The organism is Streptomyces sp. CA-210063 (genome assembly GCF_024612015.1).
Taxonomy (GTDB): domain Bacteria; phylum Actinomycetota; class Actinomycetes; order Streptomycetales; family Streptomycetaceae; genus Streptomyces.
Genome location: NZ_CP102512.1, coordinates 2,018,535 through 2,030,543 on the forward strand (window position 1 = coordinate 2,018,535; position 12,009 = coordinate 2,030,543).

8 protein-coding genes are annotated in these 12,009 nt (G+C 72.1%); 5 read left to right on the forward strand and 3 right to left on the reverse strand.

What is annotated here, in order from left to right:
- Positions 1–26 precede the first annotated feature (26 nt).
- Positions 27–1,538 carry an MFS transporter gene (locus JIX56_RS08780; RefSeq protein ID WP_257538211.1) on the forward strand — a complete coding sequence of 504 codons (1,512 nt, stop codon included), beginning with the start codon at positions 27–29 and terminating at the stop codon, positions 1,536–1,538.
- A gap of 37 nt (positions 1,539–1,575) precedes the next feature.
- Here the strand turns inward: JIX56_RS08780 and JIX56_RS08785 are convergent, their stop codons facing one another.
- Together JIX56_RS08785 and JIX56_RS08790 are read right to left on the reverse strand one after the other, a co-directional pair.
- Positions 1,576–3,792 carry an ATP-binding SpoIIE family protein phosphatase gene (locus JIX56_RS08785; RefSeq protein ID WP_257538212.1) on the reverse strand — a complete coding sequence of 739 codons (2,217 nt, stop codon included), beginning with the start codon at positions 3,790–3,792 and terminating at the stop codon, positions 1,576–1,578.
- Between the two features lie 34 nt (positions 3,793–3,826).
- Positions 3,827–4,453 carry a TetR/AcrR family transcriptional regulator gene (locus JIX56_RS08790; protein WP_257538213.1) on the reverse strand — a complete coding sequence of 209 codons (627 nt, stop codon included), beginning with the start codon at positions 4,451–4,453 and terminating at the stop codon, positions 3,827–3,829.
- Positions 4,454–4,593: 140 nt separating this feature from the next.
- On the opposite strand from JIX56_RS08790, the gene JIX56_RS08795 reads away from it, so the two are divergent.
- Both JIX56_RS08795 and JIX56_RS08800 read left to right on the forward strand, forming a co-directional pair.
- Complete coding sequence (locus tag JIX56_RS08795; RefSeq protein ID WP_443031794.1) at positions 4,594–5,580, forward strand: alpha/beta fold hydrolase; 987 nt, start codon at positions 4,594–4,596, stop codon at positions 5,578–5,580.
- Positions 5,581–5,713: 133 nt separating this feature from the next.
- On the forward strand, positions 5,714–7,393 hold the full coding sequence (locus JIX56_RS08800) for a serine/threonine-protein kinase (protein ID WP_257538214.1): 1,680 nt from the start codon (positions 5,714–5,716) through the stop codon (positions 7,391–7,393).
- Here the strand turns inward: JIX56_RS08800 and JIX56_RS08805 are convergent.
- Positions 7,377–8,855: a hypothetical protein gene (locus JIX56_RS08805; RefSeq protein ID WP_257538215.1), complete on the reverse strand. Its 1,479-nt coding sequence runs from the start codon at positions 8,853–8,855 to the stop codon at positions 7,377–7,379. The genes JIX56_RS08800 and JIX56_RS08805 overlap by 17 nt on opposite strands.
- A 177-nt stretch (positions 8,856–9,032) precedes the next feature.
- On the opposite strand from JIX56_RS08805, the gene JIX56_RS08810 reads away from it, so the two are divergent.
- Complete coding sequence (locus JIX56_RS08810) at positions 9,033–10,715, forward strand: acyltransferase (protein WP_257538216.1); 1,683 nt, start codon at positions 9,033–9,035, stop codon at positions 10,713–10,715.
- Between the two features lie 340 nt (positions 10,716–11,055).
- On the forward strand, positions 11,056–11,991 hold the full coding sequence (locus JIX56_RS08815; RefSeq protein WP_257538217.1) for an alpha/beta fold hydrolase: 936 nt from the start codon (positions 11,056–11,058) through the stop codon (positions 11,989–11,991).
- The last annotated feature ends 18 nt before the right edge of the window (positions 11,992–12,009 follow it).

Genomic DNA, 12,009 nt, shown 5'->3' on the forward strand with positions numbered 1-12,009 from the left:
TCCAGCACTTCCCCTGGAGTTTCGTCATGCCTCGGACCACCTCGGACACACCGGCCGGCACAGCCACCGTGTCGTCCCCGCCAACGACCGCCCCGCCGCACCGCCATCGCTGGTGGATCCTCGCCGTCATCGGCCTGGCCCAGCTGATGGTCGTGCTGGACGCGACGATCGTGAACATCGCGCTGCCCTCGGCCCAGCGGGACCTGGGCTTCTCCGACGGCGACCGGCAGTGGATCGTGACTGCCTACGCGCTCGCCTTCGGCAGCCTGCTGCTGCTCGGCGGCCGTGCGGCCGATCTGTTCGGCCGCAAGCTGGCCTTCCTCGTCGGACTGGTGGGCTTCGCCGGTGCCTCCGCCGTCGGCGGCGCGGCCGGCAGCTTCGAGATGCTCGTCGCCGCGCGGGCCGGACAGGGTGTGTTCGGGGCGCTGCTCGCACCGGCCGCCCTGTCGCTGTTGACCACGACGTTCACCGACCCCAGGGAACGTGGCAAGGCCTTCGGCGTCTACGGCGCGATCGCGGGGGCCGGCGGTGCCGTCGGCCTGCTGCTGGGCGGCGTACTGACCGAGCACCTCGACTGGCGCTGGACCCTCTACGTCAACCTCGTCTTCGCCGCCGTCGCCTTCGTCGGCGGGGTGCTCCTGCTCGGCCGTACCCGCCGCGACAGGACCGCCAAGATAGACGTTCCCGGTGCGGTCCTCGTCTCCGCGGGTCTGTTCGGCCTGGTCTACGGGTTCTCCAACGCCGAGAGCCACGACTGGGACGCGCCGGCCACCTGGGGTTTCCTGCTCGCCGGGACCGTCCTGCTCGTCGCCTTCACGGTGTGGCAGACCCGCTCGCCGCACCCGCTGCTGCCCCTGCGCGTCCTGCTCGACCGGAACCGCGGCGCCTCGTTCGTCTCCGTCCTGATCATCGGCGCGGGCATGTTCGGCGTCTTCCTCTTCCTCACCTACTACCTGCAGCAGAGCCTCGGCTACACGCCCATCGAGACCGGGCTCGCCTTCCTGCCCATGATCACCGGGCTCATGCTCACCTCGACGCTGGCGTCCACGATGCTCGTCCCGCGCATCGGCCCCAAGCCGGTGGTTCCGCTGGGCATGGGCATGGCCGCCGCCGCGATGGCCTGGCTGACCGCCCTCGACCTGAACAGCTCCTACACCACCGGCATCATGCCGCCGCTGGTCCTCGCCGGACTCGGCTTCGGTCTGATCATGGCCCCCGCCATGAGCCTGGCCACCGACGGCGTCGCCGCCGAGGACGCGGGCGTCGCGTCCGCCGCCGTCAACACCATGCAGCAGGTCGGCGGCTCCCTCGGCACCGCTCTCCTCAACACCCTCTCCACCAGCGCCGCCGCGGACTACCTGGCCGGCAGGAACCCCAAGGACCCCACCGTCGTCGCCCAGGCGGGACTGGAGGCGTACTCCACGGCGTACTGGTGGTCCGCCGTCTTCTTCGTCGCCGGCGTGGTCATCAGCTTCGTGCTCTACCGACGGGGCGCCCCGGTCCACGCCCCGGACGCGGCCCCCGTGGTGCACATGTGAGATACGTGGGACATGTGAGGTGTGCGGTCAGGCCTGGCTACAGTGCGGAGTCGTTCAGTTCGGCCCAGACCGTTTTGCCTCGTCGGGCCCGGCGTGTGCCCCAGTGTTCGGCGAGCTGGGCGACCAGGAGGAGGCCTCGGCCGCCCTCGTCGAAGACGGGGGCGCGGCGGAGGAGCGGGGTGGTGCCGCCGGAGTCGGAGACCTCGCACATGAGGGTGCGGTCGTGGATGAGGCGCAGCCGGATGGGGGGCCGGCCGTAGCGGATGGCGTTGGTGACCAGTTCGCTCACCACCAGCTCGGCCGTGAACTCCAGCTCCTCCAGGCCCCAGTCGCCCAGTTGCCGGGAGACGTCCGCCCTCGCCCGGGCGACGGCGGTGGGCTCGGCCGCCAGCTCCCAGGTGGCGACCTGGGCCGCGCCGAGGGCATGCGTCCGGGCCAGGAGCAGGGCCACGTCGTCGGGCGGTCGGGCGGGCAGCAGGGCTTTCAGTACGGCGTCGCAGGTGGCCTCCAGAGAGGGCGCGGGCCGGGCGAGGACGTCTTGGAGCCGGGCCAGGCCCGCGCCGATGTCGTGGTCCCGCGCCTCGATCAGCCCGTCGGTGTAGAGCGCGAGCAGACTGCCCTCGGGCAGCTCGAACTCCGCCGCCTCGAACGGCAGCCCGCCCAGGCCGAGCGGCGGGCCCGGGGGCAGATCGAGGATGTCGACGGTGCCGTCCCCGGTCACCACAGCGGGCAGCACATGCCCCGCACGGGCGATGGCACAGCGCCGCGAGACGGGGTCGTACACGGCGTAGAGACAGGTCGCCCCGATGCCTCCGACGCCTTCGGCGCCATCAGCCGCTTCGGCGTCGCCGCTGCTCTCCATCTCGGCCGCCAGGCGGATCACGACGTCGTCCAAGTGCGTGAGGAGTTCGTCGGGCGGCAGGTCGATGTCGGCCAGGGTGCGTACGGCGGTCCGCAGGCGGCCCATCGTGGCGGCGGCGTGGATGCCGTGGCCGACGACGTCGCCGACGACAAGGGCGACCCTGGCGCCGGAGAGCGGGATGACGTCGTACCAGTCGCCGCCCACGCCGCCCTGCGAGTCGGCGGGCAGATAGCGGAAGGCGACGTCGACGGCGGACTGCCGTGGGGTCCGGCGCGGGAGCAGGCTGCGTTGCAGGGTGAGGGCGGTGGCGCGGGCGTGCGTGTAGCGGCGGGCGTTGTCGACGGCGATCGCCGCCCTCGCCGCGATCTCCTGGGCGAGCAGCAGATCCTCGTCGTCGAACGCGTCGGGGTCGCGGTCCCGGCAGAACTGCGCGACACCGAGCGTGGCGCCCCGGGCCCGCAACGGCACGACCAGCGTGGAGTGGACCGGACGGACACGGCCCGCACCGCCGCCGTCCACGCCGCCGCCGCAGACACCGCCGCCTGCCGCGTGGTCCGGCTCCCGTCCCCCACCGTGGAGCCGATGCCGGGTCGGCTGTCCCGTCGCCAGGGCGCGGGCCGGTGGTGAATCGGACGGAAAGGTGTGCGACTGCCGACGCGCCACCGTCGACGACGCCCGGTCGGGTGCGGCGGCCGGCCGCCGGGCGAGACGGCGCAGTACGGGCGAGACAGGCGAGACGGGTGAGACGGGCGGGTCGTCCGGCGGGGTGTCATGAGCGTTGAGCGCGGAGTCGAGCAGATCGACGGTGACGAGGTCGGCGAAGTGCTCGGTGGCGAAGTCGGCCAGCTCCTGGGTGGTGCGGGCGACGTCCAGGGTGGTGCCGATGCGCATGCTCGCCTCGTTCACCATCGACAGCCGCCATCGCAACCGCCGGTCGCGTTCCTCCTCGTACGCCACGACGCCCTGCTCGGAGGTGCGGTCCACGTACCCGGTCGCCGTCACGATCAGGCTGCGCGCGGCCTCGCTGATCAGGTTCGCGTCATCGGTGCGACGGGGCATCTCTTCGAGAAGGCGGTCGAGGATGACTCTTTGGCCGACCCGGAAGCCTCGCAGCACGGCGCCGATGGGGACGCCGTGCCGGGCCAGTCTGCGGATCCGCGCCAGCACGTCGGCCGGTGCCTCGATGCCGCCCGTTTCGAGACCGTGTTCGAGGCCGGTCAGTACCACGATGACGTGCTCGGCCACGTTCTCCAACGTCATGGCCTCAGAGTGCTCCCACAGTTCGGGCGTCTCACGACGCAGGCACCGCTCCACCTCGGCGATCAGCTCGTCCGCTCTGGAGGCGAGTTCGCGCGCGACACGGGACACAAGACCGTCAGCCGTGGGGTCCACAGTCACGACGGTACGCCGAACAACCGCTTACGCCCTACCGCGGGCCCGCCTCGTCCGCCGTACCCCGGAAGACGCGGTTCAGGTGGTGGTCCAGGACCGCCAGCGCGGATTCCTGGCCGCGCTGGCCGACGAGGACGCTCGAGCCGAGCCCCGCGGACATGGCGAGCAGACCGATCGCCTCCAGCCGCGGGTCCGCGCCCGGCCGCAGCAGACCCTCGTCCTGTGCCTTCCGGAGGAGCCCGGTCAGGGCCTCCTCGGCGGCGTCGGGCCGCTTGATGAAGGGCTGGGCCGCGAGCGCCGGATCGGTGACGGAGAGGACGGCGTACGAGGTGTAGAGGTGGTGGAACGTACGGCTCTCCTCGTCGGTCGGCAGGGCCGCCATGAGCAGCGCCTCGACGGTCGCACGCGGGCCGGTGCCGTCGCCGGCGGCCCGGAGGCGTTCGGCGACCCGTTCGCCGAACCGCTCGGCCAGCCGCTCCAGCCCGAAGAGCAGCAGCTTCTCCTTGGTCTCGAAGTAGTACTGCACGAGCCGCAGCGAGACGCCCGCCTCCGCCGCCACATCACGCATCCCCACGGCATGCAGCCCCTGCCGCCCGGCCACCCTGATGAGCGCCTCGGCGATCTCGGTGCGCCGCTGTGCGTGGTCCACCCGTCTGGGCATCGACCGGTACTCCCCTCGTCGTTCTCGCTGATACGGCGTCGCTGACACACGTCGCTATACGGCGTCGCTGACACGGCGTCGCTGACACCGCCCGTCCACGAACGAGCCGCACGCCTTTTTGATGGTACAGCCGTACCACCATGGTGGTACTCTCGTATCACGAAACCGAGACCCCGGAGGTGGACGTGTCCCCGACCGTTGCGAGCAAGAACGCCGATGTCGGCCGCTATGTGAGCGATGCCTGGCGTGACCGTCACTTCGCGGCGTGCGACGCGGTCCACGCCCTGGGCGCGACCGCCCTCGCGGAGCAGGACGTGGAGACCTCGTACGGCACCACCCACGTGTACCGCTACGGCCCGGCCGCCCCGGAGGGCCGGTCCCGTACCCCCGTCGTCCTGATCCACGGGGCGGGCTCCTGTTCCGCCATGTGGTACCCCAACACCCCCGCCCTCAGCGCCGAGCGCCCCGTCTACGCCCTCGACACCCCGGGCGACCCCGGACGCAGCGTCCAGCGCGCGCCTCTCCATCGGCCCGAGGACGCCGCCCGATGGCTGGACGAGGCGCTCGCCGGGCTCGGGCTCGACCGTGTCCACCTGGTCGGCGCGTCCTACGGAGGCTGGCTCGCGCTGAACCAGGCGCACCGCGCCCCCGGCCGCCTCGCCTCGGTCACCCTCCTCGACCCCGGCGGGCTGGAGAAGGTGGGGCTGCGCTTCTTCGTGTGGATCTTCGCCAGCCTGTTCGCGACCTTCGCTCCCAAGGCGCTGCGTCCGCGCCTGGCCGCCTGGCTGGAACAGCCGGTCCTCGTCGTGCCCGAGCTGCGCACGATGGCCAGAACGGCCCTCCGCGCCTACACCGTCCGCCGCCCGTCTCCCCTGCCCCTGACCGACGAGGAACTGTCCACCGTCCGCACCCCGCTCTACCTCGCCCTCGGCAGGCGCAGCCTCCTCGTGCACGCCCGACGGCAGGTGGAGCGGGTGCCGCGCCTGATACCGGGCGCCCGGGCCGAGATGTTCTCCGACACCGGCCACGGCCCGTGGATGGACCACGCGGAGGAGATGAACCGCCGGATGCTGGACTTCATGGCCGCCGTCGACACCCGGACCGGGCGCGACTCGTCCCACGGGTGACGTCGAACGGACCCGCCCCCGCTCACAGCCATCTCCCCGACCCTGCACGGGCCCGGTCCGCCTGCCCTCCCTCACCTCGGGCCGGTTATGGTGACGAGGCGAATCGAACGTATGCAGGGCTGGCGGAGGGCACGTGGTGTCGGACGTAGGGCGGCTCGTCGCCGGGCGTTACCGGCTCACGGAGCAGATAGGCCGCGGCGGCATGGGCACGGTCTGGCGGGCCGGGGACGAGGTCCTCGACCGCCAGGTCGCCGTGAAACGGCTGCATGTGCAGCCGCACCTGTCCGCCGACGACCTCGTCACCCTGTACGAGCGCACCCGCCGCGAGGCGCGCAGCGCGGCCCGGATCGCGCACCCCAATGTGATCGTCGTCCATGACGTCGTGGACGACCACGTGGACGACGCCGACGGTGGCACCGGTGACGGCCGGCCCTGCATCGTCATGGAGTACGTCCCGGCGCCCACGCTCGCCGACCTCCTCACGGACGGCCGGACCCTCCCGCCCGAGGAGGCGGCCCGGATCGGTCTGGGCATGGTCGCCGCACTGCGCGCCGCGCACACCGCCGGGGTACTGCACCGCGATGTCAAGCCGGGCAACGTCCTGCTCGGCGCCGAGGGCCGGGTCGTCCTCACCGACTTCGGCATCGCGATGACCGCGGACGCCTCGACCCTGACCAAGACCGGCGAGATGGTCGGCTCGATCCACTACATGGCCCCGGAGCGGATCCGCGGCCGGAAGCCCGGCCCCGCCTCGGACCTGTGGGCGCTGGGCGCCACGCTGTACCAGGCGGTGGAGGGCCGCCCGCCGTTCCGCCGCCTCACCGCGATGGAGGCCGCGTACGCCATCGCCGTGGACCCCCTGGAGCCCCTGAAGCAGGGCGGCGCCCTGGAACCCCTCATCGAGGCCCTCCTCGCCAAGGACCCCGCCGACCGCCCCTCCACCGAACAGACGGAACGGGCTCTGCACGCCGTGGTGTCCGGACAGGCGACGACGGCGCTGCCGGTGCCGGGTGCCGGGCGCTCGGCCGACGCGGGTTCGCCCAGCGGGGGCCCGGCCGGCGACGGCTCGTCCGACGGGCGGGAGACCGGCCGGGAGCCGGCGGAGCACGCCGGCGGCCGGGGCGGAACGGGCCGAGACGGCGCCCTGGACGGCTCCCCGGGAGGCCCGGGCCCGCAGACCGGCCGGCCCGCCCACCGGGGCCGGGGAAAGCGCCGTGTCCTCGTCCCGGTCGTCGTCGCCGTGACCGTGGCCGCCACGGTCGTCGGGGCCACGCTCTACGCGACGTCGGACCCCGACGGACGAACGGCCTCGCCGAGCAGCGGAAACTCCGCCTCACCCACCCCGTCCCACTCCCCGTCCCCCGTACCCGACGGCTTCCACCTGGTCACGGAGGAGAGCCTCGGCGTCTCCTTCCCCGTCCCGGACGGCTGGAAGGTCGCCAAGCGGACGGCCGAGTCGGTCACCTACACCGACGAGACGCGCCTGGTCGGCATCACGATCGGCGTCGTGGACCCCGCAGGCTCGCACCCCATGGCCCACTTCGAGGACATCGAGGCCAACACCAAGCTCAACTACCCCACCTCGTACCGCAGGCTGCGCATGCAGCAGACCACCTTCCGTGGACAGCCCGCGGCCGTCTGGGAGTTCACCTTCGAGGGACGGGCCCGCGCCTACCGCGCCATCGACCTCGGTTACGGCCGCGAGGGCGAACGGGAGTACGACATCTACCTCTCGGCCCCGGACGCCGACTGGGACACCCACCGCCCCGTCTTCGACAGCGTCAGGGACGGCTTCATCACGGGCGTTTCCTGAACTCCGGCGCCACATGCAGCTGGAACCCGGCGACCTGGTGGGCGGGCCACGCCCGGGCGTATTCGGGCGGGCCGCCGCCCGGTGCGACGAGGGCCGCCACCGGGATGCGCTCGGCGGTCTCCAGGATGCCTTCACGGGTGATGTTGGCGTTGTTGCCGTGGGTGGCGGCGGAGGCGCAGCCGGCGTAGTACGCGATGGGGATGGCGTAGTCACCGGTCAGCAGACAGGGCGGCCGTACGCCGAGGTGCCGCAGTTCGGCGGCGGTGCGGTCCCAGTCGCGATGCCATGAGGCGGTGCGCTCGACGGTGCGCGACAGCACCGCGTACTGCACCGCCAGATGCCCGACGAGCCCGAGCACCACCACCGCCCCCACGACCGGCCGCCAGGCCCCGCCCGGCCCCGTCACGAGGTCGAGCAGCGCGTCGGCGACGGGGATCGCGAGCAGGGCGTACGCGGGCAGCAGGAAGCGCGGCGCGGCGTACCCGATCAGGAACAGATACGGGACGGCGGCCGTGGCGGCACACGCCAGGGGCACCGCCGTGGACGACGCCCGCCCGGCCCTGAGCGCGACGGCCAACCCGAGCGCGGCCAGCACCGGCAGCACGAACCACCACGCGACGACCGCCACAGGCGGCATGTCCCCGGTGCACGGACGGCACAGCGTGCGCCCCACGAGACTGCGCAACTGGTCGTCGACGGCGATGTTCCAGCCCAGCCCGCCCTGAATCCGCGACGCGTCGGCCAGCCTCCGCGCCAACCCGCCGTACTGGGCGTACGCCTCGACGACCCACGCCCCCGCCCCGGTGCCGAGCCCGGCCGCCAACGCCACCGGCAGCCGCGGCCGCCGCCACTGCCGTACGCCCACCAGCAGCACGAACAGCGGGAGAGTCACCCACACCGTGTCGGTGGGCCGCATCCACGCCATCAGCGCGCTGCCGGCGGCCACACCCCACAGGGCCGCCCGGTCCGCGGGGTTCTTCCGCACGCGCAGGAAGCAGCCCACACAGAGGAGCGCGCCGACCGCGACCCAGTAGTTGGGCATGGCCTGCGGTCCGTAGTAGAGGGTCACCCACAAGGACGCGAACAGCGCGCCCCCGAGGGCCAGTACACGCACCGGGAACAGCCCCCGCCAGACGCGCAGAGCGAGGTAGAGCCCCAGCCCCGACAGCACCGCCAGATACACGCGCAGCAGCGCGGTGGACGACGACCACACGGCGACCGGTGCGACCAGCAGCGACACGCCCCGGGCACGCGGCGCGCTGAAGAACGCCGCCGGAGCATGCGGGCTGACCTGACTGACGTACACCGTCTCGTCCCAGCCGAGCCCCGTCCCCGGGGGTACGAGGACGAGTTGGGCCAGTGTGAAGGCCGAGGCCACCACGGCGACGAGGCCGAGGGCCGGTGCGGCGGCCGGCGCCACGAGTGGTGTGACGACCGGCGCGGCGTTCGGACTGAGACGCATGACTCATCCCGGAGATAGTACGAAAAGCCTCTAAAGAGACAAAAGGATGAGACATATGTCGGCGGCCGGACGATGCGGCACACCGGCCCGCAGGCGCCCTTCACCCGCCCGGCTCAGCACGCCCTCCCCGCACGGCCCCCTTCCTCCCGAGGCGGGCCTCTGCCTAGCGTGCGCCTCATGGATCACCGACAGCTGCCGCCCACGCGGCCCTTCGACCACGTCGACCACTGCCCCTGGCTGTTCGAGAAGGAGGCGACGGAGGAACAGCGAGCCGCGCAGCGGGAACGGCAGCGGAAGCTCGGCGGAGACAGCGAGGTGGGCGAGCGGTGTTACGTGGCCGAGTCGGCGGCGGTGTACCCGGACGTCCTACGGCTCGGCGACGACTCGTACATCGCCGCCCACGCCTATGTCACCGGCGACCTGACCACCGGCACGGACTGCACCCTGAACCCGTTCACCGTGGTGCGAGGCACCGTCGTGCTGGGCGACGGGGTGCGCATCGGCGCCCACACCTCGCTCCTCGGCTTCAACCACTCCACGGCCCCCGACCAACCGGTCTTCCGTCAGCCCCAGACCAGCCGGGGCATCACCGTCGGCGACGACGTCTGGATCGGCTCCCACGTGGTCGTCGTCGACGGCGTCACCATCGGCGACCACTGCGTCATCGGCGCCGGGGCGGTCGTCACGAAGGACGTCCCGGCGTGGACGGTGGCGGCGGGGAATCCGGCCCGGCGGATCCGGGACCGGCGGGAGACGGGCGGTCGCGAGCGGGTGGGCGGGGACGCCCTCACCCGGTTCGCCGACACCGCCCGCGCCCAGGCCGCCGACCTCCTCGACCGATGCTGGAACGGCGACCACTACACCGACCGCCCCGGCGCCGCCCCCACCGTGCGGGCCCACTGCGACGCCGTGGAGATCGCCGACCTCCTTCTGGGCTCCGCCCCCGAGCAGCTGGACACGGCGGCACACATCGAGCGCCTGACCACCCTCCAGGACCGGGAGACCGGCCTGATACCCGAACTCGGCGAGCAACTGCCTCCCATGGACGCCGACGGTTTCATCGGCGACGGCCCGGCGCTGTACCACGTGCTGTCCGTGGGCTACGCGCTCGACCTGTTGGGCGCGTCCTTCACCCAACCGGTCCACGGGGTAGGCAACATGACGGCGAGTCAACTCGTCGCCCGTCTGGAGGGGTTGTCCTGGCGGGACGGCGCGTGGGGCGCCGGTGCCTGGATCGACGCGTGGGCCACAGCCGCCCACTGGAACCTGCGGCACCCCGGCAGCGGGGGCCTCAACCCAGGCACGCTCGAAGCCCTCTTCGGCTGGCTCCTCACCCGGGCCGATCCCTGGACCGGCATGTGGGGCAGCCCATCGGCCACCGCCGGACGCCTCCAGGTGGTGAACGGCTACTACCGGCTCACCCGCGGTTCCTTCGCCCAGTTCGGGGTACCCGTCCCGCATCCGGAACGGGTCGTGGACGCGGTCCTGGACCACGTCCGCGACACCCGCTACTTCGGGGCGGGCCGGGAGAACGCCTGCAACGTCCTGGACGTCGCCCATCCGTTGTGGCTGTCCACACGGCAGTCGGGCGGCAGAGGCGCAGGCGGTGACGGCTACCGCTCGGCCGAGATCCGCGGTTGGGCCGAACAGCAACTCGCCGCCGCCCTGACCCGCTGGCAGGACGGGAAGGGTTTCGGGTTCGGGCCGGGCACGGTGGGGCCGGGCCCGGAGCCGGGGCTGCAAGGGACGGAGATGTGGCTGGCCATCGTCTGGCTGCTGGCCGACCTGCTGGGCCGCTCCGACCTGCTGGGCTATCGGCCACGTGGCGTACACCGCCCCGAACCGGCCCGCGGGGCGTGAGACACACCACGTCCGGAACGTCAGCGTCCGTGCTGCTCCATACGGGTGGTCGCACCTTCACCCAGGTGCCGGGCATCGCGCAGGGACGGAACGGGCCCCGAGAGTGCGATGAGGCGGTTACTCCATGACTCACTTCGTCACCATGAATTCCCCCCTCGTCCGGCGACCCGTGGCTCGGTGCACTACCTTGGGGCGTGAACAGCCGAGCGGCCCACGTTTACCCAATTCTTGCCACATGAAGCCAGAACGGCTGAGCAGCTACTAGGAGCGGGGCTTTCCATGCGTAATGCTGGGAGGTCCCGCGCTTCACTCCACAGCCGCTGGCACGGGAGGGCATCGGGTGGTTAAGACAGTGAAGACGCCGTCCGGCGGACGGACGATCGCCTTTGAGACCTGGGGCGATCCGGACGCACACCCGGTGTTTCTGCTGCACGGAACTCCCGGAAGCCGACTCGGGCCCCGACTGCGCACCTTCGACCTGCACAAGCTCGGCGTGCGGCTGATCGCCTACGACCGACCGGGTTACGGCGGCTCCGACCGCCACGAGAAACGCACGGTCGTCGACGCCGCCGAGGACGTCGACGCCATCGCGCAGAAGCTGGACCTCAAGAAGTACTCCGTGGTGGGCAGATCGGGCGGCGCACCGCACGCCCTGGCCTGCGCGGCCCGGAACATCGGCAGCCAGGTGGCGAGCGTCGCCGCACTGGTCTCGCTCGCCCCACCGAACGCGGACGGCGACGGACTCGACTGGGACAAGGAGATGTCCGAGTCCAATGTGTCGACCTACGACCTGCTCGACCGCCACGCGCCCGATGTGACCGAGTTGGGTGCGCTGCTGGCCCGTAACGCCGAGACCATCCGGCGCGATCCCACCGTGTTCCTCGCCTCCCTCCGAGAAGAGATGCCGAGTGTGGACCGGGTGATCGTCGAAGACGCCGGAATCCGCCAGCACCTCCTCAGGAACTACCTCTCGGCGGTGGGCCAGGCCGAACAGGGTGAGGGAGCGGCGGACGATCCGCGCGCGCCGATGGGCTGGGTGGACGACCTGGTCGCGTTCCGGTCGCACTGGGGATTCGATCTCAAGGAGATCGACGGTTCGGTGCCCGTGATGCTCTGGCACGGCGAACGTGACGTCTTCGCCCCGGTGGCCCATTTCCACTGGCTGGCCAAGAAGATCCCCTCGGCCAAGGCCGTACTGCAGCCGTCCGCCGCCCACTTCGCCGCGCTGCCGGCCCTGCCCCAGGTGCTCGCCTGGGCGCGTGACAAGGCCCGCTGACCAACGTCCTTGGTGCGT